Origin of the sequence: Ramlibacter sp., assembly GCF_035655895.1 — a bacterium.
Classification (GTDB): Bacteria; Pseudomonadota; Gammaproteobacteria; order Burkholderiales; family Burkholderiaceae_C; genus Ramlibacter.
Window position 1 is genome coordinate 268,876 of sequence record NZ_DASRTN010000011.1, and the last position, 23,522, is coordinate 292,397.

General features: G+C 70.4%; 20 protein-coding genes and 1 tRNA gene. 12 read left to right on the plus strand and 9 right to left on the minus strand.

The window, feature by feature from the left end:
* Positions 1-8 precede the first annotated feature (8 nt).
* Genes VFE82_RS13645 through VFE82_RS13655 form a run of 3 tightly spaced genes read right to left on the minus strand, consistent with a single transcriptional unit; the run spans position 9 to position 1,809 of the window.
* Positions 9-566, minus strand: coding sequence for a flavodoxin family protein (locus VFE82_RS13645; RefSeq protein WP_325000863.1), 558 nt, complete (start codon positions 564-566; stop codon positions 9-11).
* Between the two features lie 48 nt (positions 567-614).
* A complete protein-coding gene (locus tag VFE82_RS13650; protein WP_325000864.1) occupies positions 615-1,070 on the minus strand; it encodes a DoxX family protein in 456 nt (151 codons plus the stop codon).
* 37 nt (positions 1,071-1,107) lie between these two features.
* Entirely contained in the window at positions 1,108-1,809 is a 702-nt protein-coding gene (locus VFE82_RS13655) for a pirin family protein (protein ID WP_325000865.1), read from the minus strand.
* A gap of 108 nt (positions 1,810-1,917) precedes the next feature.
* On the opposite strand from VFE82_RS13655, the gene VFE82_RS13660 reads away from it, so the two are divergent.
* Genes VFE82_RS13660 through trmB form a run of 4 tightly spaced genes read left to right on the plus strand, consistent with a single transcriptional unit; the run spans position 1,918 to position 5,563 of the window.
* Positions 1,918-2,868, plus strand: coding sequence for a LysR family transcriptional regulator (locus VFE82_RS13660; protein ID WP_325000866.1), 951 nt, complete (start codon positions 1,918-1,920; stop codon positions 2,866-2,868).
* A gap of 16 nt (positions 2,869-2,884) precedes the next feature.
* Positions 2,885-3,964 carry an NAD(P)/FAD-dependent oxidoreductase gene (locus VFE82_RS13665; RefSeq protein WP_325000867.1) on the plus strand — a complete coding sequence of 360 codons (1,080 nt, stop codon included), beginning with the start codon at positions 2,885-2,887 and terminating at the stop codon, positions 3,962-3,964.
* Positions 3,961-4,851, plus strand: coding sequence for a tRNA glutamyl-Q(34) synthetase GluQRS (gene gluQRS / locus VFE82_RS13670; protein ID WP_325000868.1), 891 nt, complete (start codon positions 3,961-3,963; stop codon positions 4,849-4,851). Before VFE82_RS13665 ends, gluQRS begins: the two co-directional genes overlap by 4 nt.
* Complete coding sequence (gene trmB, locus VFE82_RS13675) at positions 4,844-5,563, plus strand: tRNA (guanosine(46)-N7)-methyltransferase TrmB (RefSeq protein WP_325000869.1); 720 nt, start codon at positions 4,844-4,846, stop codon at positions 5,561-5,563. The genes gluQRS and trmB overlap by 8 nt, the downstream gene beginning before the upstream one ends.
* 48 nt (positions 5,564-5,611) lie before the next feature.
* On the opposite strand, the gene alaS is transcribed toward trmB, so the two are convergent.
* Positions 5,612-8,248, minus strand: a complete 2,637-nt coding sequence (alaS, locus tag VFE82_RS13680; RefSeq protein ID WP_325000870.1) for an alanine--tRNA ligase — start codon at positions 8,246-8,248, stop codon at positions 5,612-5,614.
* Between the two features lie 202 nt (positions 8,249-8,450).
* Here alaS and VFE82_RS13685 point away from each other — a divergent pair, with 202 nt between their 5' ends.
* The 6 genes from VFE82_RS13685 to VFE82_RS13710 all read left to right on the plus strand — a co-directional run bounded on the left by VFE82_RS13685 (position 8,451) and on the right by VFE82_RS13710 (position 13,625).
* Positions 8,451-9,929 (plus strand): NAD-dependent succinate-semialdehyde dehydrogenase, encoded by a 1,479-nt coding sequence (locus VFE82_RS13685; RefSeq protein ID WP_325000871.1) that lies wholly within the window; start codon positions 8,451-8,453, stop codon positions 9,927-9,929.
* Between the two features lie 190 nt (positions 9,930-10,119).
* Complete coding sequence (locus tag VFE82_RS13690; RefSeq protein WP_325000872.1) at positions 10,120-11,211, plus strand: mechanosensitive ion channel family protein; 1,092 nt, start codon at positions 10,120-10,122, stop codon at positions 11,209-11,211.
* A 297-nt stretch (positions 11,212-11,508) separates the two neighbouring features.
* On the plus strand, positions 11,509-11,907 hold the full coding sequence (locus tag VFE82_RS13695) for a VOC family protein (RefSeq protein WP_325000873.1): 399 nt from the start codon (positions 11,509-11,511) through the stop codon (positions 11,905-11,907).
* A 28-nt stretch (positions 11,908-11,935) separates the two neighbouring features.
* Positions 11,936-12,748 carry a helix-turn-helix transcriptional regulator gene (locus tag VFE82_RS13700; RefSeq protein WP_325000874.1) on the plus strand — a complete coding sequence of 271 codons (813 nt, stop codon included), beginning with the start codon at positions 11,936-11,938 and terminating at the stop codon, positions 12,746-12,748.
* Positions 12,749-12,826: 78 nt separating this feature from the next.
* Positions 12,827-13,486, plus strand: a complete 660-nt coding sequence (locus VFE82_RS13705; protein ID WP_325000875.1) for a phosphoribosylanthranilate isomerase — start codon at positions 12,827-12,829, stop codon at positions 13,484-13,486.
* A gap of 65 nt (positions 13,487-13,551) precedes the next feature.
* Positions 13,552-13,625 (plus strand) — tRNA-Gly (locus tag VFE82_RS13710).
* A gap of 128 nt (positions 13,626-13,753) precedes the next feature.
* On the opposite strand, the gene VFE82_RS13715 is transcribed toward VFE82_RS13710, so the two are convergent.
* Complete coding sequence (locus VFE82_RS13715) at positions 13,754-14,869, minus strand: ABC transporter substrate-binding protein (RefSeq protein ID WP_414708766.1); 1,116 nt, start codon at positions 14,867-14,869, stop codon at positions 13,754-13,756.
* 422 nt (positions 14,870-15,291) lie between these two features.
* Here VFE82_RS13715 and VFE82_RS13720 point away from each other — a divergent pair, with 422 nt between their 5' ends.
* Positions 15,292-16,740 carry a hypothetical protein gene (locus VFE82_RS13720; RefSeq protein WP_325000877.1) on the plus strand — a complete coding sequence of 483 codons (1,449 nt, stop codon included), beginning with the start codon at positions 15,292-15,294 and terminating at the stop codon, positions 16,738-16,740.
* Between the two features lie 202 nt (positions 16,741-16,942).
* On the plus strand, positions 16,943-17,470 hold the full coding sequence (locus tag VFE82_RS13725) for a phasin family protein (RefSeq protein ID WP_325000878.1): 528 nt from the start codon (positions 16,943-16,945) through the stop codon (positions 17,468-17,470).
* Between the two features lie 59 nt (positions 17,471-17,529).
* On the opposite strand, the gene VFE82_RS13730 is transcribed toward VFE82_RS13725, so the two are convergent.
* From VFE82_RS13730 to imuA, 4 genes are all read right to left on the minus strand, one after another.
* A complete protein-coding gene (locus VFE82_RS13730) occupies positions 17,530-18,147 on the minus strand; it encodes a YbhB/YbcL family Raf kinase inhibitor-like protein (RefSeq protein ID WP_325000879.1) in 618 nt (205 codons plus the stop codon).
* 83 nt (positions 18,148-18,230) lie between these two features.
* The gene (locus VFE82_RS13735) at positions 18,231-21,521 is read right to left on the minus strand and encodes an error-prone DNA polymerase (protein ID WP_325000880.1); all 3,291 of its coding nucleotides are present in this window, start codon (positions 21,519-21,521) and stop codon (positions 18,231-18,233) included.
* Positions 21,514-22,800 (minus strand): DNA polymerase Y family protein, encoded by a 1,287-nt coding sequence (locus tag VFE82_RS13740; protein ID WP_325000881.1) that lies wholly within the window; start codon positions 22,798-22,800, stop codon positions 21,514-21,516. Before VFE82_RS13740 ends, VFE82_RS13735 begins: the two co-directional genes overlap by 8 nt.
* Positions 22,769-23,506 (minus strand): translesion DNA synthesis-associated protein ImuA, encoded by a 738-nt coding sequence (gene imuA, locus VFE82_RS13745; RefSeq protein ID WP_325000882.1) that lies wholly within the window; start codon positions 23,504-23,506, stop codon positions 22,769-22,771. Before imuA ends, VFE82_RS13740 begins: the two co-directional genes overlap by 32 nt.
* Between the last annotated feature and the right edge of the window lie 16 nt (positions 23,507-23,522).

The following is a 23,522-nucleotide window of genomic DNA, read 5'->3' on the forward strand; positions in this document are numbered from 1 at the left end:
CGGGCGCCCTACCGGCGGGCCCAGCGCTCGGCGGTCTGCGCCACGCGCTTGCCGAACTCGGTGGCGAACCGCAGGTCGCCGGGGAACATCTCGGCGGCCGAAGCGTCCGAGGGCGAGACCGCCGCGGCGCCGCCCCACACGCCCATCCAGTTCAGGTCGTCGCGGGTGGCCGACTTGGTGTTCGACGGCATCATGCCCGTGCCCACCCACACGCCGCCGTGCTGCATGGCCAGCGTGAAGAAGTAGTGGAGCGTGCTGTTCTTGTCGCCCATCGTGCTGGCGCTGTTGGTGAAGCCGGCGAACAGCTTGTCCTTCCAGGCCGAGCTGAACCAGGGCTTGGACGACGCGTCCGCGAACTTCTTGAACTGCCAGCTCGGCCCGCCCATGTAGGTCGGCGAGCCGAACACGATGGCGTCGGCCGCGGCGAGCTGCTCCCAGGCACCCTCGGGCAGGTTGCCGTCGGCGTCGATGGCGATCAGTTGCGCGCCGGCGCCTACGGCCACGGCTTGCGCCTGGCGCTGGGTGTGGCCGTAGCCGGAGTGGTAGACGACTGCGATCTGGGGCATGTTCGAGTTCTCCTCGTTGTGTGGATGACGATGCGGAAGGTGGAAAGGTCAGCGGCGCGCGTTCCGGCCGTCGATGCTGATGGCGCCCGGACCGAACGCCCAGACGAACAGCAGACCGCCGACGACGGCGAAGTTCTTCCAGAAGGCCTGCATCTGCATCATCTTCTGGGCTTCGGGCACGGCCCAGAAGTTGTGGAAGATCGGCGTGATCACGGCGGTGAAGACCGCCAGGCCGAGCGCGGCCCAGCGCGCCTGCCAGCCAACCAGCAGCAGCAGGCCGAGGCCAAGTTCGGCCGCGATCGCGACCGCCGCGCAGAGTTCGGGCAGCGGCACGCCCTTGGAGGCGATGTAGCCGACCACGCCGGCGAAGCCCGCGATCTTGCCGAAGCCGGCCGGGATGAACAGCCACGCGAGCAGCGCGCGGCCGACCAGGGTGGCGGCGTTCTGGGTGCCGGTGCCGGTGGCGGCGCTGCCGGCGACGGTGTTGTGGGTCATGGTGGCCATGGTGGTTCTCCTCGGGTTCAGGGTTGCGGTTGGGGGATCAGGATTCCAGGTCGAAGACCAGCACCTCGGCCTGGTGGCCACGGGCCACCGACACGCTGGTCTCGTCCTGCAGCAGGAGGGCGTCGCCAGCCTTGAGCAGGTGCCCGTTGACCTCGAGCTCGCCGCGCACCAGGTGCACGTAGCCCTTGCGGCCGGTGGCCAGCTGCAGCTGCGCAGACTCGCTGCCGTCGAACAGGCCCGCGTAGATCCGGGCGTTCGCATGCAGGACGACCGAGCCTTCGGCGGCGTCGGGCGAGGCCACCAGGCGCAGGCGGCCGCGCTTGTCGACCTCACCGAAGGTCTTCTGCTCGTAGCTTGGCGCAATGCCGGTGACGTTCGGCTGGATCCAGATCTGCAGGAAATGCGTCACCTGGTCCGGCGCGTGGTTGAACTCGCTGTGCATCACGCCGCTGCCGGCGCTCATGCGCTGCACGTCGCCGGGCGGGATGCCCTTGACGTTGCCCATGCTGTCCTTGTGCGCCAGGTTGCCCTGCAGCACGTAGCTCACGATCTCCATGTCGCGGTGGCCGTGCGTGCCGAAGCCCGTGCCCGGCGCGATCCGGTCCTCGTTGATCACCCGCAGGTTGCCCCAGCCCATGTGCTCGGGGTCGTGGTAGTTGGCGAACGAGAAGCTGTGGTGCGAGTCCAGCCAGCCGTGGTTGGCATGGCCTCGTTCCTGGGATCGGCGGAGAGTCAGCATCGTGGGCTCCTTGCGTGCTTGGGTCGATGACAGCGACTGTAGGTGCCGGCCGCCGACCCCGGATGCACCCGGGTTTGATGGCATCATTCAAAAAAACTGAATGACACCATGCCCACGGCCCGCGAAGTCCTGACCCCGGAAGCGCTCTCCCTGCTGCAGAGCGTGGCCCGCTCCGGCAGCTTTGCCGCGGCCGCTCGCGAGCTCGGCCTGGTGCCCAGCGCGGTGACCTACCGGGTGCGCCAGGTCGAAGACGCCCTCGATGCCCTGCTCTTCGACCGCGCCTCGCGCCAGGCGCGCCTGACCGATGCCGGTGCCGAGCTGCTGCGCGAAGGCGAGCGGCTGCTCAGCGAGGTCGACGCGGTGGCCAACCGGGTGCGCCGCGTGGCCACCGGCTGGGAGTCGCAGCTGACCCTGGCGGTGGACGCCGTGGTGTCCTGCGGCACGGTGATGGAGCTGGCCCAGGCATTCTTCGAGGTCGCGCCCAACACCCGGCTGCGGGTGCGCGACGAGGCGCTGTCGGGCACGCTGCAGGCGCTGGTGTCCGGCCAGGCCGACCTGGCGATCGGCACTTCGCTGGAGCCCGGCAACTCGGCCGGCCTCGCGAGCCGGCTGCTGGGAGAGCTGCCTTTCGTCTTCGCGATCGCCCCACACCATCCGCTGGCACGGGCGGCCGAGCCGCTGTCCGACGAGGAGGTGCAGCGGCACCGGGCGGTCGCGGTGGCCGACTCCACCCAGCGCGGCAACGGCGTCACGCTGGGCCTGCTCGCCGGGCAGGACGTGCTCACGCTGCCCACCATGCGGGCCAAGCTCGACGCGCAGCTGCGCGGGCTCGGCGTGGGCTTCCTGCCCGAGCCGATGGCCCGGCCGTTCGTGGAAACCGGCCGGCTGGTCGTGCGCCGCACGCAGCGCCCGACCCGCATCGGCCGCATGAGCTATGCGTGGCGCGAGGGCGGCGCACCCGGCCTGGGCCGCGGCCTGCAGTGGTGGCTGTCGCAGCTGGAAAGCCAGGCCACCCGCGACGCGCTGCTGCACCGCCACGCGAGCGCCTTCCCGGGCTGATGCCACAATCGCCGCGATGCCAACCTCCCCCGACCGCACGCACGACAACGCCCCGCACCGCCGCTTCGCGGTGGTCGGCGCCGGGCTGGCCGGCATCGCCTGCACCCGCACGCTGCTGCAGGCGGGCCACCAGGTCACCCTGTTCGAGAAGGCGACCACGGTGGGCGGCCGCATGGCCAGCCGCGAGACGCCGTTCGGCAGCTTCGACCACGGGGCCCAGTACTTCACCGTCCGCGATTCCCGGTTCCACCTCGCGTTGACCGGTGCCGAGGACGTCTGCCGCCGCTGGAGCGCCAACGCGGTGCGCGTGCTGGACCCGCTCGGCCGCGTGGCCGAGGCCGCGCTGCCCACGCCGGAGGCGCACTGGGTCGGCGCGCCGACGATGGACGCACTGCCGCGCCTCTGGACGCAGCCGCTGTCCGCCGCCGGGGCGCTGGAGCTGGGCATCGACGTGCAGGCGATCGAGCGCGACCCGGTCGCGCCGGGCCGCTGGCAGCTGCGCACCGAAGGCGAGCAGGGCAGCGTGCGCGTGTTCTCCGGCTTCGACGCGGTGCTGCTCGCCGTGCCCGCGCCGCAGGGGGCCGCCCTGCTCGGGCGCTCGCGCCTGGCGCCGACCTTCGTCGACCGGATGGGACAGGTGGACATCGCGCCGTGCTGGACGCTGATGCTGGCCTTCCCGCAGGCGCTTCAGCCCGGCCTGCCCCATCTCGGCCCGCAATGGAACGCGGCCCTGAGCACCCACCACCGGATCGCCTGGCTGGCGCGCGAGTCCTCCAAGCCGCGCCGGGGCCCCGTGGAGCGCTGGACCGTGCAGGCCAGCCCGGCCTGGTCGTTCGAGCACCTGCAGGACGATCCGCCGCGGGTCGAGGCCAAGCTGCTCAAGGCGTTCGCCGAGGTCACCGGCATCCATGCCCGGCCAGCCCATGTCGAGGTCAAGCGCTGGCGCCACGCCAAGACCATCACGCCGCTCGGCCGCACGCACCTCTGGGACGCGCGCATCGGCCTGGGCGCCTGCGGCGACTGGTGCCTGGGCCACCGGGTGGAGAACGCCTTCGTCTCGGGCCTGGAACTGGCACTGGCCGCGCTGGGCACATGACCGGTCCGGCGGCACGCTACCGCGGCCGCTTCGCCCCTTCCCCCACCGGCCCGCTGCACGCGGGCTCCCTGGTCGCCGCGCTGGCCAGCTGGCTGGATGCGCGCGCCCATGGCGGCCGCTGGCTGGTGCGCATCGAGGACGTGGACACGCCGCGCTGCGTGCCCGGTGCCGACGCCGTCATCCTGCAGCAATTGGCGGCTTGCGGGCTGGTGCCCGACGAGCCGCCGGCGTGGCAATCGGCGCGGGGGGCGCTGTACCAGTCCGCGCTCGACCGCCTGGTCGCCGCCGGCCGCGCCTATGCCTGCGCCTGCTCGCGCAAGGACATCGAAGAGGCGCTCGCCGCGCTGGGGCGTCCCCGCCTGCGTGGCCGCGAGGCGCCCTATCCGGGCACGTGCCGCCACGGCTTGCGCGGGCGCCCTGCGCGCGCCTGGCGGCTGCGGGTGTCGCACGGCTGCGTCGAGTGGCACGACCGTCGGCTCGGCCCGCAACGGCAGGACGTCGCGCACGAGGTGGGCGACTTCATCCTGCGCCGCGCCGACGGGTTGTGGGCCTACCAGCTCGCGGTGGTGGTCGACGACGCCGATCAGGGCATCACGCACGTGGTGCGCGGCGAGGACCTGGCCGACAACACGCCGCGCCAGCTGCTCCTGCAGCAGGCCCTGGACCTGGCGCCACCGGCCTACCTGCACACGCCGCTCGTGCTCGCGCCCGACGGCGAGAAGCTGTCCAAGCAGAACGGCGCGCAGCCGCTCGACGTGCGGGATCCGCTGGCCTGCCTGAACGCCGCGGCGGCGCAGCTGGGCCTGCCGCCGCAGCACGGCGCGGTGCCCGAGGCGCTGGCGGCGTGGGTGGACAGCTGGCCCTTCCTACAATCCCCGGGTGACTGACGCCGGCGACCCCTCCCAAGCCCACGTGCCCGAAGGCGTGGCGCATCCCCGCACCATCCGCACCTTCGTGCGCCGTGCAGGCCGCACCACCACCGGCCAGGCCCGCGCCTTCGAGCTGTACGGGCCGCGTTTCGTGCTGCCCTACTCGCCGCAGCCGCTGGACCTGGCGCAGGCCTTCGGCCGCGATGCACCCACGGTGCTGGAGATCGGTTTCGGCATGGGCGACGCCACTGCGCACATTGCGGGCCTGATGCCCGGGACGAATTTCCTGTGCTGCGAGGTGCACGAGCCTGGTGTCGGCGCGCTGCTCAAGCACATCGGCGAGCAGGACCTGCGCAACATCCGCATCCTGCAGCACGATGCGGTCGAGGTGCTCGACCACATGCTGGTGCCCGGCACCCTGGCCGGCGTGCACGTGTTCTTCCCCGACCCCTGGCACAAGCTGCGGCACCACAAGCGCCGGCTGATCCAGCCGCCCCTCGTGGCGAAGCTGGCCTCGCGCCTGCGACCGGGCGGCTACCTGCATTGCGCGACCGACTGGCAGCCCTACGCCGAGCAGATGCTGCAGGTGCTGGGTGCCGAGCCGCTGCTGCGCAACACCGCCGAGGGCTTCGCGCCCCGGCCGGCCTACCGTCCTCCGACCAAGTTCGAGAAGCGGGGGCTGCGCCTGGGCCACGGGGTCTGGGACCTGGTGTTCACCCGGCCCAGCTGACCGGCATCCGGGCACGGCGCCCGCGAAGGGGCGTCCGTGCCGGCAGCGTCAGGCCCGCTCGGCGACCCAGGCCTGCACCGATTGCAGCGCGCCGGCCAGCTTGCTGGCATCGGTGCCGCCGGCCATCGCCATGTCGGGTTTGCCGCCACCCTTGCCGCCCACCTGCTGGGCGACGAAGTTCACCAGTTCGCCGGCCTTGACCTGGCCCATGCGGTCAGCGGTGACGCCAGCGGCGATCTGGACCTTGCCGCCGTCGACGGCGGCCAGCACGATGGCAGCCGTCTTGAGCTTGTCCTTGAGCTTGTCCATCGTGTCGCGCAGCGTCTTCGCGTCGGCGCCCTGCAGCGTGGCCGCCAGCACCTTGATGCCCTTGACGTCCACCGCCTGGCCGACCAGCTCGTCTCCTTGGGAGGACGCCAGCTTGCCCTTGAGCTGCGCCACTTCCTTCTCGAGCGAACGCACCTGCTCGAGCACCTGGCCGATGCGGGCCTGCAGCTCGGCCGCGGGCGCCTTGAGCGCCGAGGCGGCGCTCTGCACCGTCGCCTCCACCTGCTGCAGGTAGGCCAGCGCGTTGGCGCCGGTCACGGCCTCGACCCGGCGGATGCCGGCGGCGACGCCGCTCTCGCCCACGATCTTGAACAGGCCGATGTCGCCGGTGCGCTGCACATGGGTGCCCCCGCACAGCTCCCGGCTGGAGCCGATGTCCAGCACCCGCACCGTGTCGCCGTACTTCTCGCCGAACAGCATCACGGCGCCGGTCCCCTTGGCCGAGTCGATGTCCATCACCCGCGCCTGGGTCGGGTGGTTCTCCAGGATCTCGGCGTTGACGCGCCGCTCGATCTCGCGGATCTGGTCCTCGCTGACCGCCTGGTTGTGCGTGAAGTCGAAGCGGGTCTTGTCGGCATCGACCAGCGAGCCCTTCTGCTGGACGTGCGAGCCCAGCACCTCGCGCAGCGCCTTGTGCATCAGGTGCGTGACGCTGTGGTTGCGCATGGTCGCCTGGCGGCGCGCCACGTCCACCTTGGCCATGACCTGGTCGCCCACCTTCAGCGTGCCCTGGGTCTGCGTCCCGTGGTGGCCATAGACGTCGGCCTTGATCTTCTGCGTGTCCTCGACACCGAACTGCATGCCCTCGGCCGTGAGCGCGCCGCTGTCGCCCACCTGGCCGCCGCTCTCGGCATAGAACGGCGTGGTGTCCAGCACGACCACGCCGGCCTCGCCTTCGGCCAGCTGCTGCACCGGGGTGCCGTTGCTGTAGAGGGCCACCACCCTGGCCGGCTCCTCGAGACGCTCGTAGCCGGTGAACGGATGGCCGCTGCCGGTGTACTCGAGCGCGCGGTCCATGCGGAACTTGCCGGCCGCGCGGCCCGCCGCCTTCTGCTTGTCCATGGCGGCGCCGAAGCCGGCCTCGTCCACCGTGACGCCGCGCTCGCGGCAGACGTCCTGCGTCAGGTCGAGCGGGAAGCCGTAGGTGTCGTGCAGCTTGAACGCGACCTCGCCGGGCAGCACCTTCTGGCCGTCCTTGAGCGCGGCGTCGAGGATGTCCATGCCGTTCTCGAGCGTCTCGAAGAAGCGCTCCTCCTCGTTCTTCAGCACCTCGGCGATGCGCTGCGCCTCGGCCTTCAGGCGCGGATAGGCGGCGCCCATCAGGGCCACCAGGTCGGGCACCAGCTTGTGGAAGAACGGCGTCTTGCGGCCCAGCTTGTAGCCGTGGCGGATGCCGCGCCGGATGATGCGGCGCTGCACGTAGCCGCGGCCCTCGTTGCTGGGGATCACGCCGTCGCTCACCAGGAAGGAGGTGGCGCGCACGTGGTCGGCGATCACGCGCAGCGACGGGTGTTCCAGGTTCTGCTCGCCGGTCTCGCGCGCAGCGGCGCGGATCAGCGTGTCGAACAGGTCGATCTCGTAGTTGCTGTGCACGTGCTGGAGGATGGCCGCCAGGCGCTCCAGCCCCATGCCGGTGTCCACGCACGGCGCGGGCAGCTTCACCACGCTGCCGTCCGGCTGCATGTCGAACTGCATGAACACGTGGTTCCAGATCTCGATGAAGCGGTCGCCGTCCTCGCCGGGGCTGCCGGGCGGGCCGCCGGGAATGTGCTCGCCGTGGTCGTAGAAGATCTCGGAACAGGGTCCGCACGGGCCGGTGTCCGCCATCATCCAGAAGTTGTCGGACTTGTACCTGCCGCCCTTGTTGTCACCGATGCGGATGACGCGCTCGGGCGGCAGGCCGATCTCCTTGGTCCAGATGTCGAAGGCCTCGTCGTCCTCGTGGTAGACCGTGGCCAGCAGGCGCTCGGCCGGCAGCTTGTAGACCTGGGTCAGCAGCTCCCAGCCCCACTTGAGGCTCTCGCGCTTGAAGTAGTCGCCGAAGCTCCAGTTGCCCAGCATCTCGAAGAAGGTGTGGTGGCGCGCCGTGTACCCCACGTTCTCCAGGTCGTTGTGCTTGCCGCCGGCACGCAGGCACGCCTGCACCGACGCCGCGCGCACGTAGGGCCGCTTGTCGGTGCCCAGGAACACGTCCTTGAACTGCACCATGCCGGAGTTGGTGAACATCAGCGTGGGATCGTTGCCCGGCACGAGGGGGCTGGACTCCACGACGGTGTGGCCCTTGCTGGCGAAGAAGTCCAGGAAGGTCTTGCGGATCTCGGCGACGGTGATGGGCGGCTTGGAAGCGGTGGAGGTCATGGTGGTCGGACGGCTCGCCCGGACGCGCCGCCGGGCTGTGGCAGCCCGTGCGCGAGGCGCCGGGCGAAGCGGACGATTATAGGTTTGGGGGGCCTTCCAGCTCTTGCATGTGCCCACCGGCGGGCGGGCGGCGCTGCGGGCGGCGCAAGGGGCACAATGCCCGCCGCGCCCGGCCTGCGGGCACGTTCCCACGGAGACAACCATGGACATGAAAACTTCCCCCCTGGCCCTGCTGCAGGACCCCACCCTGCTCAAGACCGATGCCCTGATCGACGGCCGCTGGGTCGCCGGCAGCAGCCGCTTTGCCGTGCACGACCCCGCCACCGGCGCGAAGCTGGCCGACGTGGCCAACCTGGGCCCGACCGAGGCCGAGCAGGCGATCGCCGCGGCCAATGCCGCCTGGCCGGCCTGGCGTGCCAAGACCGGCAAGGAGCGCAGCATCCTGCTGCGCAGGTGGTTCGACCTGCTGATGGCCAGCCAGGACGACCTGGGCCGCCTGATGACCGCCGAGCAGGGCAAGCCGCTCCCCGAGGCCAAGGGCGAGGTCGCGTACGGCGCCAGCTTCGTCGAGTGGTATGCCGAGGAGGCCAAGCGGGTCAACGGCGAGACGCTGCCGCCGTTCGACACCAACCGGCGGCTGCTCGTGGTGCGCCAGCCGATCGGCGTGTGCGCGGCCATCACGCCCTGGAACTTCCCGCTGGCAATGATCACGCGCAAGGTGGCTCCGGCCCTGGCCGCGGGCTGCCCGGTGGTCATCAAGCCGGCCGAGCTGACGCCGCTGACCGCGCTGGCCGCCGCCGAGCTGGCCATGCGCGCCGGCATCCCGGCCGGGGTGCTCAACGTGCTCACCGCCGACGGCGCGAACAGCATCGCCGTCGGCAAGGTGTTCTGCGCCAGCGACACGGTGCGCCACATCAGCTTCACCGGCTCGACCGAGGTGGGCCGCATCCTGATGGCGCAGAGCGCGCCGACGGTCAAGAAGCTCAGCCTGGAGCTGGGCGGCAACGCCCCGTTCATCGTGTTCGACGACGCCGACCTGGACTCGGCGGTGGAAGGCGCGATCGCGAGCAAGTACCGCAACGCCGGCCAGACCTGCGTCTGCGCCAACCGCATCTACGTCCAGGATGGGCTCTACGACCGCTTCGTCGAGAAGTTCGCGCAGAAGGTCAAGGCCTTCAAGGTCGGCAACGGCTTCGAGTCCGGCGTCGTGCAGGGCCCGCTGATCGAGGACTCGGCGCTGCAGAAGGTCGAGCGCCACATCGAGGACGCGGTGGCCAAGGGCGCCAAGGTGGTGGTCGGCGGCCGCCGGCTGCAGGGCCAGTTCTTCGAGCCGACCGTGCTGTCGGGTGCGACCAACGCCATGCTGTGCGCCCGCGAGGAGACGTTCGGCCCGCTGGCGCCGATCTTCCGGTTCAGCACCGAACAGGAAGCGATCGACGCGGCCAACAATACCGAGTTCGGGCTCGCCAGCTACTTCTACAGCCGCGACGTCGGCCGGATCTTCCGGGTGAGCGAGGCGCTCGAGTACGGCATGGTGGGCATCAACGTCGGCATCATTGCCACCGAGCACGTGCCGTTCGGCGGGGTGAAGCAATCCGGGCTCGGCCGCGAGGGATCGCACCACGGCATGGACGAGTATCTCGAGATGAAGTACCTGTGCCTGGGTGACATCCTGAAGTGACCCCCCTTGGGTTGGGCGCGGGCGCGGCAGCCAGCCACGCAGGCTGAGCCACCCGACCGGCGCGGGGCCAGCGTGCCCGGCCGTGGCATGGGCGGTCCGTGCTCCTACAGCGGACTCGGAGTTCCGCCGACCCGGCCCGGGACGGCTGCGCCGGAGATTGGCGGCATCCACCAACGCCCGGAGTCTTCCCATGCCCACCCAGATCACCGAATGGAGCGCCGCGATGATGACGTCGCTGGCTGCCGCCATGGCCATGCTGTTCTCGGCCATCCCCAAGGTCCTCGGCTTCGCCATCATCGTCGTGGTCGGCTGGCTGCTGTCCGCCCTGGTCGAGAAGGCCATCGCGGCCGTGCTGCGCGCGATCCGCTTCAACGACCTGGCGGGCCGCTCCGGGCTCGCGGACTTCGTCGGCAAGATGGGCACCGGGACCGACTCGGCGGGGATGATCGCCATGGTCGCCAAGTGGTTCATCCGGCTGATCGCACTGGTGGTCGCCTTCGACGCCCTGGGCCTGCCGGCCGTGTCGGACGTCCTGCGCGCGCTGCTGCTCTGGCTGCCCAACGTGGTGGTGGCGCTGGTGGTGCTGGTGATCGGCGGCCTGGCCGCCCGGGCGCTGAGCAACCTGGTGCGCGCGGCCACGGCCGAAGCCGGCCTCACCAACGCCAACCTGCTGGCCAAGGTCGCCTCGGTGCTGGTCTGGGCCTTCGCCGTCGTGGTGGCGGTCAACCAGATCGGCATCGCGACCACCCTGGTCAACACGCTGTTCATGGCCTTCGTCGGCGCGATCGCGCTGGGCCTGGGGCTGGCGTTCGGCCTCGGTGGCCGCGAAACCGCAGGCGAGATCCTGCGCAACTGGTACGGCAAGGCGCAGCGCCAGAGCGGGCAGCTGCAACACGCCGCCGAGGCCGGCGGCCGGATGGCATCCAGCGGCGCCGCCGGGATGGGGAGCACCGACACCGGGGCCGCTTCGTTCGCCGGCAGCAGCACGGGCGCCGCGCCGTTCGAGGGCGGCAGGTCTTCGGATCCCTATGCCAGCGGCGGTGCCACCGGGGGCGGCTACAGCAGCGGCGATTACGGCAGTGGCGGCTACGGCGGTGGTGCCGGCGGCCCGGCGGCGGCCAGCCAGTTCCCCACCGGCGGCGGCATGGCGGGCGCGCGCCCCGGCACGCCGGGCGGCACGGCGACCGGTGGCGGTGGCGGCGCAGCGGCGCCCCGGGACGACAACAGCCAGATGTACCCCACCCCGTCCGCGCCGCGGCATCCGTTCGAGGGTGGCATCTGAAGAGGGGTGTGCGGCGAGAGTCGCCGCCGGCCAGGCTCAGCGCAATGCTGGGCGGGATCGGGAAGTGATCGAGCCTGCTGGTCCGAAGGCAGCGCTCGGCATTCCCAAGGATCTCCACTCCTGGGTGGAAGCAAGCCGTCTGGCGTCCAAACGCCGACGGGTGCAACGCTCTTTGCGCCTGGCGCGTGCTCCCTGCGTGATTGATCGTTTCGGCACATTGTCTGCGCCGCCCTGCACCAAACGCCGCTGGAGCCGCTCCTAGACTTCCCGCATCACAACGCGCCACAAGGAGAGAATGTGTTCAACCATGTGATGCTGGGAACCAACGACATCGAACGCGCAGGCAGGTTCTACACGGCCGTCCTCGCCGTGCTCGGCCTGGACACGCCACCCGCCCGCAGCACGTCGAATTCGGGACACCAGCGCCTGTTCTTCCGCCACGATGGCAATACGCTCGGCATCAGCCAACCGATCGACGACGCGCCTGCAACCGTCGCGAACGGCAGCACGCTGGCCTTCAAGTGCGCTTCGCCGGAGCTCGTGCGGGTGTTCCACGACACCGCCGTGCGCAACGGAGCGATCTCCATCGAAGACCCGCCCGGCCCGCGCAGGCTCGGCGGCATGACGTATTTCCTGGCGTACGTGCGCGATCCCGATGGCCACAAGCTGTGCGCGATCCACCGCCTGCAAGGATGATTCCCGTGCCGGCGATGACGACCGCTCGATGAACACCGCAGTCCGAACGCTGCTCCGTCGCACCGGCGTGGGCCTGCATGCCAATGTCGTGCAACGCCACTCGCTTCGGTTCAGTCGTCTCGCCATCGACAGCCCTGCCCTCATCCTGCTGCGCCATGGCGAGAAGAGCCTGAGCGCCGGCACCCGGCGATGGAAGGTGCGGCGGGACGAGGCCCTCGTGGTGGCCGCCGGCCAGAATCTTGACGTCGAAAACCGGCTGTCCGCGGACGGGCTCTTCGAAGCCCGGTGGATCGTCTGGGACGCCGCGCTCCTCGCGCAGGCCGCGCCCTTGCTCTCGAACGGGAATGCACTGGCGGACGTCGCCATCCTTCGAGAGGTGCCGCGGGGCTTGGCCGATGCCATCGACCAGGCGATCGAGGCGATCGGCAACGTGCCGGGCGTGCCGGAGCGAGTGGCGGCGCACAGGATGGTCGAGCTGCTGCTCTGGCTCGCCGAGCAGGGCGTCAGGCTGTCAGGCGGTGCGGCAGTTTCGACGACCGCGAAGCTGAGGGGGCTGATCGCCGGCAAGCCAAACAACCCATGGACCGTCGACGCCGCGGCGCGCGAGCTCGCCACCAGCGAAGCGACGTTGCGCCGGCGACTGGCCGTCGAAGGCACGGGCTTCACGGCCGTCCTGACGGATGCTCGCCTGTCCCTGGCGCTGACGTTGCTGCAATCGACGGACCGGCCCATTTCCGAGATCGCCTCCGAGGTCGGGTACGCGTCGGCCTCGCGGTTCGCCATCCGCTTCAGGAACCGGTACGGTTTCGCACCTTCCGTGATCCGGGGGCATGACCGCTGAGGGTCCGATCGTCGTCATCGCCAGCAGTGTCGATCGGCTATAACTCCGCCGTTTCGAAACGGCAGGGAGTGCGAGCCGATGCAACCACGCATCAAGATCTGCTGCATCAGCAGCCAGGAAGAAGCGGCGCTCGCCATCGGCGCCGGCGCGGACGCGCTGGGCCTGGTGGGCGCCATGCCGAGCGGGCCAGGCGTGATCGGAGACGAGGTGATCCGGTCCGTGGCCCTGGAGCTGCCCGCAGCCGTGGCCGGTTTCCTGCTCACACAGGAGTGCACGGCGCAAGCCATCGCGGAACACGTGCATCGGTGCGCGGTGTCGACGGTGCAGGTGGTGAACCATGTGGACCCGGCGGAACTCGGACGGCTGCGGGCATCGCTGCCCGCCTTGCGCATCGTGCAGGTGATCCACGTCGAGGGCGCCGACGCCCTGACGCTGCTGGAGCGTTACGAGCCGCACGTGCATACCTTCCTGCTCGACTCCGGCTCGCCCTCGGCGGCCGTTCCGCTGCTGGGGGGCACCGGGCGCGTGCATGACTGGAAGATCAGCGCGGAGTTCGTGCGCCGCGCGCGCCGGCCCGTGTTCCTGGCGGGCGGTCTGCGGCCGGACAACGTGCGCGAGGCGATCCGGCAGGTGCAGCCGTTCGGCCTGGACATCTGCTCCGGCGTGCGAACCGACGGCCGACTCGATCCGGGAAAGCTGCACGCCTACGTGGCCGCCATCCGGACACCAACCAGCTGATTGGCACCTTGGACCAGCAGACTCGAGCACGTCCCGATCCGGCTTAGAATCATCGTCTCAGCCTCGCGGGCGTCGTTCAATGGCAGGACCTGAGCTTCCCAAGCTCAAGACGTGGGTTCGATTCCCATCGCCCGCTCCACGTCTCCAGACGGCCGACGGTCTGCGGAACCCTCGGGCCAGCCTCCTTCTCCCCTCCAATGCAAAAGGCCAGGCGAACCTGGCCTTCTTCCGGTGCGCCGCGCCCCTGTGCGCTGCGGGGCGCGATCCTCAGCGCTTGAACTTGCCGTCGTCGCCGATGATCGACAGCTCGACGTAGTTCAGCCCCGTGTGGTCGGTCGGCGAGAAGCTGACGTCCAGGCCGCCGCCCAGGTCGAGGTTGCGGATGCTTTCCAGGGCGGTGTGCAGCGAGGCGCGCGTCGGATTCTTGCCGGCGCGCCGCAAGCCCTCGACGAGCACCTTGGCCGCGGCGAAGCCCTCGAGCATGGCGGGGGTCACGCCCTCGAGCCCGGCGGCCTTGGCCAGCTCCTGCGCCTCGCGCACGAACGGCGAGCCGATCGAGCGCTCGGCCGGGAACACCTGCGAGACGATCACGCCCCGGGCCTGGTTGCCCAGCGCCTTGACGAAGCCGCCGGCCGCGTTGTTCGACAGGGTCACCACCTGGGCCGCCGAGCCGGCAGCGCGCAGCGCCTTGATGCCGCCGGCCACCGCGTCGGCAGTGCCGATCCACAGCACGGCCTGGGCATCGCCGGCCACCAGCGCCGGGATGATCTTGGCGTACTCGGGATTGGCGCGATCGGCCCGGAACTGGGCCACGGGCTTGAGCTTGTTGCGCTGGAAGGCGCGCGCGATGCCCTGCTCGGTGTCGTCGCCGAAGCTGTCGTTCGGGACCACCGCCGCCAGCCGGGTCATGCCGATCGCCGCCAGGTGGTCGATGCCGCGCTCGGCTTCGCGCTGGTAGGTCGCGCGGACGTTGAAGATGTGCCGGTTGACCGGCTCGTGCAGCACCATGGCGCCGGTGGACGGCGCCACCAGCACGACATTGCCGGCCTCGAGCAGCGGCATGATCGCCTCGTTGTGCGGCGTGCCGCGGGACAGGAAGAGCGCCAGCACGTTCTTCTCTTCGATCAGCGTCTTGGCATTGGCCGCGGCCAGCTTGGGCTCGAACTTGTCGTCCATCTGAATCAGCTCGATCTTCTGGCCGTTGACGCCGCCCTTGGCGTTGACGGCGTCGATCCAGAGCTTGGCGCCGGTCGAGTTCTCTTTCGCGCCTGCGGCGATGGGGCCGCTGAACCCGGTCGTCTGACCGATCAGGAGTTGGGCCCGGGCGGGCGCGCCGGACACCACGGCCAGCGCCACGAGGCAGGCCGCAATACTGCTCTTCAACACTTGATGCACCTCAGGAAAACCCGAGGATAACAAATGGTTACGATCACGTAACGTTACTTGTTCACGGTTGCATGCTAACGCCGGCGACTGTCGCTGTTCACCAACATGGTGCCGAGGGAGATGGCCGCCACGGCGCCTCTCGCTTCGTCACTGTCTGTAAGTTTCCGCAGAGCTGCCCAGCCCATCTGTAAACCCGATACAGATCAACACGTTACAGCCGAGCTTGTCAGACGCGTCCTACTAGGATTGCCTCCACCGCTGAGCTTGTGCTGGTCCTTGGACCGTACTGCGGACCTTCGTCCGACCAAGCGGCCTTCTCCGTCCAGACCCACGCGGCTTCCGCGGCAAGACTGCCGCGCCCGTGCCGGGCGGAGCCTTGCCTGCCGACTTCCCGCGCGACCCGGGCGCGCCGAACAGAGATGCAACGACGATTCCCCCTGCGCAGCCTGCTGGCCGCGTCCCTGGCCCTCGGGGCCGGCGCCACGCTGGCGCAAGTGCCCTCCATCACCGCGGCGCCGCACACCGGCGAATGGCTGCAGGTGGGCAACAGCAACGACGCCTACTGGGTGATCGACAACCGCTGGGGCCAGGGCGGCATCCAGGCCGGACAGTTCTCGCAAGGGGTGGGCGTGTCGCCGACCGTCGGGGCGAACGGGGAGGTGGCGTTCCGCATGAACTGGAACTGGCCGCAGGGCACGACCGAGGTCAAGGGCTATCCGGCCGCGCTCTACGGACGCAAGCCCGGCTTCGCCAGCACCTCCAACCTGGTGGACGGCCTGCCGGTCAAGCTGGCCAACGGCAGCACGCTGCAGCAGTCGCCCTCGGGCTTCACGCCGGGCAACATCTTCCCGCTGCAGCTGCCGCTGTCGTCGTTGAAGGCCAAGGTCGCCTTCCAGCACAACGCCACGCCCAGCGGACAGGGCCAGCTCACGTTCGATCTGTGGCTGCAGTCGAACCCGAAGCAGGACAGTGGCTTCCTGGGCTCGTCGGTCACGCACGAGATCATGATCCCGCTGGCCAACTGGGGGAACTACGGCGCCCACGCGGTCAACGGCGGCCGCAATCCGGGCTGGTACGACCACGACGCGGTGATCGCCGGCGTCCGCTACCACGTCTACATCACCAAGGACAGTGACGGCTGCAGCCGCTACAGCTTCGGCAGCCTGAACGGCGCGTACGGCAAGAAGGGCTGGAAGATGATCGCCTTCGTGCCCAGCCAGATGCCGGTCGCGGCGGGCGACATCGACCTGGCCGCCATCGTGAACTACCTGTCCACCCGCAAGGACGCGTGCGGCACGCCGTGGGCATTGGGCAACGAATACCTGGTGAGCGCCGAACTGGGCATCGAGCCGGTGGTCGGCTCCGGTGACATGACGGTCTACAACTACAAGATCTCGCGCGAGTCGACCGGCACCACGCCGACGAGCCCCGCCCCCGCCCCTGCGCCTGCGCCTGCGCCTGCGCCTGCGCCTGCGCCCGCCCCTGCCCCGACCAGCCCGCCGCCCTCGACCGGTGGCAGCTGCAGTGCCGCGGCCTGGGTGAACGGCAAGTCCTACGCGGCCGGCAGCGTGGTCAGCTACAACGGCGCGCTGTACGTGGCCAAGTACGCCAACCCCGGCTACATCCCGACCGTCAGCACCTACTACTGGTCCCGCTACTACTGTGGCGGCACCGGAACCACGACGCCGACGACGCCCACCACTCCGACGCCGCCCGCCGCCTGCACCGCGGCGACCTGGGTCAACGGCAGGTACTACACGGCCGGCAGCGTGGTGAGCTACAACGGCAAGCTCTACGTGGCCAAGTACGCGAACCCCGGCTACATCCCGACGGTCAGCACGTACTACTGGGCCCCCAAGGCCTGCTGACCGCACGCGCGGATCGCACCACCTCCCCGGCCCGCCAGGCCGGGGTTTTTTTCGTCCGCGCGTGGGGATCCGGGGCAGGCAATCGCGAATCGGCGATGCGAAACAGTTGATTGCCGAGCACGCACCCCATGGCCTCGCCCCTACAGTGGGCCGTCCGCGACAGCAGCCACTCCGGCGGCGGCGGTCGACCTAGGAGTGAGGCATGGCAAGCAAAGCGACACGCGGCCCGGATGGCAACGGCACCAACGGCAACGCCGACGACGTGACGGCATCGGCGACCGCCAACGCAGTCAACGTGGCCTCGGAGATGGCACGGCAGCACATGACCGTGGCAGCGGACCTGATGGCAGTGATGTTCCGTGCGAACGAGGCGCTGCAGATGACGCAGATGCAGATGAGCCAGCGCGCCGCCCTGCTGCACCGGCAGGCAGCCGACAACATGCGGCGCGCGAGCAGCCCGATGGAGCTGATGTCGATCCAGTCCAGCCTGGTGGTCTACGAGTGCCAGGAGGCGATGCGCTACTGGCAGGAGCTGATGATGGCGGCCGCCCGCGTGGGCAACGAGAGCCTGCAGCGTTCGCAGCTCGAGCCGGGCGCCACGGGCGCCGCCACCCAGGGACCGACGAACATGGCAGGGGCGGCGATGAACGCCGCCGCGCCGATGATGCAGGCCTGGCAGCAGATGTTCACCGGCGCGATGAACGGCGGGGCGACGCAGCAGCCTCACTGAACGGTCGTGGGCGTGCAAGGGCCGGGGTCTGTGGCGGGGCGCCTCCGCGCCGGCGTGCTTCAGGCCACCGCGGCCTGGGCGGAACCGGCGCGGATGGTGCCGTCCGGACGTTCGTAGGTCCCCACCAGCAGGCCGCTGGCCAGCCCGTGCGCCTGCACCGCCTGCAGCAGTTCGTCCCGCCCCGGCGTGGTGCCGAACGCAGCCCCCGCGCCCAGTGCGAACAGCTGGAAAGCGTAGCGGTGCTGCCCGTGACCCGGTGGCGGGTCGGGCGGCAGCCAGCCCGCACGAAGGTAAGAATTGCGGCCTTCGTGCACCTGCTCGCCCTCGTGCCCGGGGCTGCGCAGCGCACCTTCGGCCAGGACGTGGCTGTCGGTCGGCAGGTCCACCACGATCGCATGCACCAGCGGTTCGTTGGTCGGGGCATCCGCGTCCTCCACGATGAGCGCGAGGCTGTGCGCGTCGGCAGGAATGCCGTCCCAGTGCAAGGGCGGCGACACGCCCTCCCCGTCCGCCGAGTAGCGCTCTGGAATGGGCGCATGGTCGGCAAAGGCCAGGCTGCCCACCTGCAGGGTGCCGTGGCCGGCACGCAGCCCGCAGCGGTTGAACACCAGCTTGTCCAGTCCGGCGCGGCGATCGCGCAGGACATGGCCGACGACTTCGGGCAGTTTCTCCAGCATGGTCGCTCCTTGCCGGCAGGTGTAGCGGCCCTGCCGCACAGGCGGTGTCGGACGCTGCCGCAAGCTGCCCGGCAACGAAGGCGTCAGTGGAAGTCGCGGCTGCGATTGCCCTGCCGCCCCAGTCGCCCGAGCAGCGGGGTCAGGTCTTCCAGCCGTTCGGCCAGCAGATGGCAGACCTGGCCGCCGCTGGCCTCGTCACGCTGCCAGGTGCCGTGCACCGCCAGCAGCCTGGCATGCATCAAGGGCTCGCGCTGTTCCTCGCGCACCCGCTGCCAGACGATGACGTTGACCGGCCCGGTCTCGTCCTCCAGGGTCACGAAGATGGTCCCGCCTGCCGTGGCGGGCTGCTGGCGCACCGTGACCATGCCGCAGGCCGAGACGCGGCAGCCACTGCGCAGCTGGTTCAGCTGTCCGGCATTGAGGTAGCGCAGCTTCGACAGCCTCGGACGCAGCAGCGCGAGCGGATGCCGCCGCAGCGTCAGCCCCATCGAGGCGTAGTCGAACACGATCTCCTCCCCTTCCGCCGCCGCCGGCAGCGTCAGCGCTGGTTCACGAATCGGCGCGTCCTGCAGCAGTTCGGGCGCGCGGCGCTGGGCGGCAGCCTCCCAGACCTGCTGGCGGCGGTGGCCGGACAACGACTGCAGGGCGTCGCCGGCCGCCAGCGCCGAGAGGTCCTGCACCTCCAGCCGGGCGCGCAGTGCCAGGTCCTCGGTGTCGGCGAAGGGCCCGTCGGCCCTGGCCAGCGGAATGCGCCGCCCGGCCTCCTCGCGCAGGCTGCCCACCAGCCGCAGGCCCAGGCGCACGGACGGCTGCCCCATGTCGCCTTCGAGCGAGCTGTCCCATTCGCTGTGCGACACGTCAGGGGGCAGCACCTGGATGCCATGCCGCTGCGCATCCTGGATCAGTTGCGACGGCCCGTAGAACCCCATGGGCTGGGAATTGAGCATCGCGGCCAGGAAGCAGGCCGGCTCGTGGCACTTGAGCCAGCTGCTCGAATAGGCCAGCAGCGCGAAACTGTAGGCATGGCTTTCCGGGAAGCCGTAGTCGCCGAAGCCCTTGACCTGCTCGAAGATGCGGTGCGCGAACTCCTCGCTGTAGCCGTTGGCCAGCATGCCGCCCTTGAGCCGCGCCTCGAACCGGTCGACACCGCCCTTGCGCTTCCAGGCGGCCATCGCCCGCCGCAGCGAATCGGCCTCGGTCGCGGTGAAACCGGCCGCGAGCATCGAGATCTCCATCACCTGCTCCTGGAAGATCGGGATGCCCAGCGTGCGCTCCAGCGCCTTCTTCAGGCGCGGCTCCTTGCCGTCGTGCCGGGAGCGCTCGTAGGCGATCGGCTCGCCGCGCTCGCGCCGCTCGCGTGCCTTCAGGTAGGGATGCACCATGCCGCCGGTGATCGGGCCGGGCCGCACGATGGCCACCTCGACCACCAGGTCGTAGAACTCGCGCGGCTTCAGGCGCGGCAGCATCGACATCTGGGCGCGGCTCTCGATCTGGAACACGCCCACGGTGTCGGCCTTGCGAATCATGGCGTAGGTGGCCGCATCCTCGTTGGGAATGTCGTAGCGGGTGAAGGGGCGCCCGCGGCGCAACGCCACCAGATCGATGCAGCGGCGGATGGCCGTGAGCATCCCCAGCGCCAGCACGTCCACCTTCATCAGCCCCATGTCCTCCAGGTCGTCCTTGTCCCACTGGATGACCGAGCGGTCCTTCATGCTGGCGTTCTCCACCGGCACCAGGCGCGTGAGGCGGGTCTGCGTGAGCACGAAGCCGCCGACGTGCTGGCTGAGATGCCGCGGAAAGCCCATGAGCTGCTGGGTGAGCTCCAGCCAGAGACGGGCGCGATGTTCGGCCAGCGTCACGCCGCAGGCCTGGGCCATGACCTGCAGCCTGTCGGTGGCCAGCTGGTCGTCGAACCAGAAATGGTCCTTGGCGAAGGCATCGACCAGCGGATCGGCGATGCCCAGCGCCTTGCCGACGTCGCGGATGGCGCTGCGGGTGCGGTAGCTGATGACCACGGCGGCGATGGCCGCGCGCTCCCGGCCGTACTTGCGGTAGATGTACTGGATCACCTCCTCGCGCCGCTCATGTTCGAAATCGACGTCGATGTCCGGCGGCTCGTTGCGCCGGTCCACGCTGATGAAGCGCTCCAGCAGCGGCTGCGACAGCATCGGATCCATCGCCGTGATGCCCAGGCAGAAGCAGACCGCCGAATTGGCGGCGGACCCCCGCCCCTGGCAGAGGATCTTCTGGTCCTGCGCGAACCGCACGATGTCGTGCACCGTGAGGAAGAACATCTCGTACCTGCACTGGGCGATCAGGGCGAGCTCCTTGCGCACCAGCACCCGCACCTTCAGGGGAACGCCGGCGGGGTAGCGGGCATCCATGCCGGCGTAGGTGAGGCGCCGCAGCGCCTGCGTGGGCGTGAGCCCCTCGGGCACCGTCTCCCGTGGATAGTCGTAGCGGATCTCCTCCAGGTCGAAGCGGCAGCGACCCGCGACCGCCAGGGTGTTGGCCAGCAGCTCGGGCGGGTACAGCTCCGCCAGCCGCTTGCGCTGGCGCAGGTGCCGCTCCGCATTGCCCTGCAGGGCCACGCCGCACCGCGCCACCGGCCGACCCAGCCGGATGGCCGTGACGACGTCCTGCAGCGGCTTGCGCGAACGGGCATGCATGTGCACGTCGCCCGTGGCCACCAACGGCACCTGCGCCTGCTCGCCCGCCAGCTGCAGCTGCGAGAGCCACAGGTCGTCATCCAGGCGATGCGGCAGATTCACCGCGAGCCAGAGGCTGTCGCGAAAGCGTGACCGCAACACCTGCAGGCGAGCACACAGCGCCTGCAGGTCCAGGTCCTGGCCCGCAGTGCGGGTCGGCACGAACAGGATCTCGCACCCCTGGAGCTGCCCCAGGTCGCTGCTGTCCCAGCCGACCTGGTAGCTGCCCTTGGCAGCGGCCCGGCGCGCCGTGGTGATGAACTCGCACAGGCCGCCCCAGCCCGCCAGGTCGCTCGCAAGGGCCACCAGGCGCCCGTCCCCGAAATCGAATTCGGCGCCGAACAGCAGTCGGAAGGGGCGAAGCCGCCTGTGCCGCGGATAAGCCTCTTCGAGGCGCAGGATGAACGCCAGGTAGTCCTTCAGTCCCGACCAGGCGCGCACCACGCCGGCCACCGAGCACTCGTCGGTGATCGCCAGGGCCTGGTAGCCCAGGTCGTAGGCGCGGCGCACCAGCTCCTGCGGGTGCGAGGCACCGCGCTGGAAGCTGAAATTGGACAGGCAATGCAGCTCCGCATAGCCGGGCAGCCGGTCGGGACCGCTGCCCAGCAGGGGCGGCAGGCGCTCCTCGTCCAGCACCGGTTTCGGCTTGAGCGGGCTCTCAGGCATACAGCCCCTGCAGGTACCAGGCGAACTGCCCCGCGCGGGCGAGATCCTCGGCCAGCTGGCGTGGGCGCTCCCGGTAGATCCAGACCAGCCCGGCCTGCGGGCTGCGGGCCACAAAGTAGTCCCGCAGCGCCGGCCCCTCCTCCTGCCACCAGGCCGTCTCCAGGCGGTACAGGCGGGCCAGCCGTCGCAGCGGCCCGCCGAACACCGGGGTCTCGCCCTGCATCCGAAGCCGCAGCGGCTGCGGCAGCACCCAGGCGGGATAGAGGGCATCCGTGTCGCACGGGGCGCCGGCATCGGCGTCGCGGGCGGGCCGCCAGTCCTGCTTGCATTCGGGACGGTGGTCGTCCTGGGGCACCGGCATGACGACGTTGTCCTCACCCAGGCGGATCGACAGGCGTTCGACCAGCTGGTGCAGCCGCTCGCCCTGCACCTGCTCCTGCGGCAGGAGGCTGGTGGTCATGCCCCCCCAGGGGACGGTGTCCAGGGAGCGCAGCCGCAGGTGGTTGGCCGGCGCCGCGAGGGTGGTGCGCGCCAGGTGCTCCCCCACCAGCCGGCGAAGGTGGGCCATGTCCTGCGTGGGCTGGGCCGTGCGCACCTGCAACTGCTGTTTCGGTGGCAGTTGCACCCCATTGAGGCGGCGCAGGTCCAGGGTCCATTCCAGTTCGACCGCCAGGATGCCCCGGTGCCGCGCCTGCAGCCACAGCTGCAGCCGCAGCAGCAGGCATTCGGCGCCCAGCAGCAGGTCGGGCGCCGTGGTCGCGAGGGTGACCAGCTCGGCATCGAGGTCGAAATCCTCGGGCAGCACTTCCCAGGCGTGCTGGTCCGGTGCCTGGCCGTACGCGCAGTCGAGCGCCTGCAGCAGGCCCGCGCCGAACCGGCGCGAGACACCGCTGCGCGGCAAGGACCGCAACTGGCCCCAGGTGCGGATGCCCATGCGTTCCAGGAGGTCCGCCACCTCGCGCGCAGCATCCAGCAAGTCCACCGGCAGACCGTCGGGCAGCAGCGCCGGTGGCGGCTCGCCTCGGCATTGGCATCGCAGCAGGGCGAGCGCCACCAGCGAGGTCGCCCCGGCCGCCCACTGCACTGGACCGAGTTCGGGTCTCGAGCGCAACAGCAGCCTCAGCAGGGCTTTGCGACCGCCGAACAGGCGCAGGCTTCCCGAGACCTCGAGCAGGATCGCCGGTCCCCGTTGCGCCACCCGGGGTGTGAAGCGCAGGGACCACCAGATCCACGCCTGCCGGTCCGGCTCAGCCTTGGGTGACAAGGCGATCCAGAACATGCGATCTTTCTTCGACGGGGACCGGCAGCTCGACCGAGCGCCGGCGCGACGCCAGCAAGGCCGCCAGCCGCTCCGGGTGGGCCGGCAGCAACACGGGGGTTTCCAGCGGCGGGCCCTTGCGCTTGAGCACATGGACCTGCATGTCGTCCAGCCCCAGCAGGAGCAGCCGCAACGGGGCGGGGCTCGCCTGCAACCGCTGCCCTGCCCCACGCAGCACGAACAGCAGCTTCCCATGCAGGCGGGCTGCCAGCTGCAGCCGGCGCAGGTCGGCGGCACGCGACTGCGGCAACCAGGCGATCAGGCCGATGACATCGGCGCAGCGCAGGGCCTGCTCGGCCGCCCAGAGCCGGGAGGCCGCGGCCTCGGACCGGATCCACAGCAGGCGCTCGGCCGGCAGCCCGCGCGCGGCAAGCGACGGCAGGAACGGCACGTACGGCGCGCCGACCAGCACCAGCGGCCCCGGCCGGCGAGCCGACCAGCTGACCAGCGCCGGCAGCAGCAGTTGCCAGGCATGCGCCTCGGGCCGCTCCTGGAGCAGTTCGACCAGGCTCCCCACCGGCCATCCGCCCCCGGGCAATTCCCGATCGAGCGCTGGATGCCCGGTGGGGACGACGCACTCCTCGCGTGCCAGGTCGGTGACCCGCCAGACATGCGGCAAGCACAGCTCGGCAGGTGTTGTTGGAGGCGGGGAAGGCGAGGAAAGCACTGTTCATTTATACAGT

Bases quoted from the DNA above. Each gene is read 5' to 3' on its own strand.
- VFE82_RS13645 (WP_325000863.1), bottom strand. From the start codon at position 566: ATGCCCCAGATCGCAGTCGTCTACCACTCCGGCTACGGCCACACCCAG.
- VFE82_RS13650 (WP_325000864.1), bottom strand. From the start codon at position 1,070: ATGGCCACCATGACCCACAACACCGTCGCCGGCAGCGCCGCCACCGGC.
- VFE82_RS13655 (WP_325000865.1), bottom strand. From the start codon at position 1,809: ATGCTGACTCTCCGCCGATCCCAGGAACGAGGCCATGCCAACCACGGC.
- VFE82_RS13660 (WP_325000866.1), top strand. From the start codon at position 1,918: ATGCCCACGGCCCGCGAAGTCCTGACCCCGGAAGCGCTCTCCCTGCTG.
- VFE82_RS13665 (WP_325000867.1), top strand. From the start codon at position 2,885: ATGCCAACCTCCCCCGACCGCACGCACGACAACGCCCCGCACCGCCGC.
- gluQRS (WP_325000868.1), top strand. From the start codon at position 3,961: ATGACCGGTCCGGCGGCACGCTACCGCGGCCGCTTCGCCCCTTCCCCC.
- alaS (WP_325000870.1), bottom strand. From the start codon at position 8,248: ATGACCTCCACCGCTTCCAAGCCGCCCATCACCGTCGCCGAGATCCGC.
- VFE82_RS13685 (WP_325000871.1), top strand. From the start codon at position 8,451: ATGGACATGAAAACTTCCCCCCTGGCCCTGCTGCAGGACCCCACCCTG.
- VFE82_RS13690 (WP_325000872.1), top strand. From the start codon at position 10,120: ATGCCCACCCAGATCACCGAATGGAGCGCCGCGATGATGACGTCGCTG.
- VFE82_RS13700 (WP_325000874.1), top strand. From the start codon at position 11,936: ATGAACACCGCAGTCCGAACGCTGCTCCGTCGCACCGGCGTGGGCCTG.
- VFE82_RS13705 (WP_325000875.1), top strand. From the start codon at position 12,827: ATGCAACCACGCATCAAGATCTGCTGCATCAGCAGCCAGGAAGAAGCG.
- VFE82_RS13720 (WP_325000877.1), top strand. From the start codon at position 15,292: ATGCAACGACGATTCCCCCTGCGCAGCCTGCTGGCCGCGTCCCTGGCC.
- VFE82_RS13725 (WP_325000878.1), top strand. From the start codon at position 16,943: ATGGCAAGCAAAGCGACACGCGGCCCGGATGGCAACGGCACCAACGGC.
- VFE82_RS13730 (WP_325000879.1), bottom strand. From the start codon at position 18,147: ATGCTGGAGAAACTGCCCGAAGTCGTCGGCCATGTCCTGCGCGATCGC.
- VFE82_RS13735 (WP_325000880.1), bottom strand. From the start codon at position 21,521: ATGCCTGAGAGCCCGCTCAAGCCGAAACCGGTGCTGGACGAGGAGCGC.
- VFE82_RS13740 (WP_325000881.1), bottom strand. From the start codon at position 22,800: ATGTTCTGGATCGCCTTGTCACCCAAGGCTGAGCCGGACCGGCAGGCG.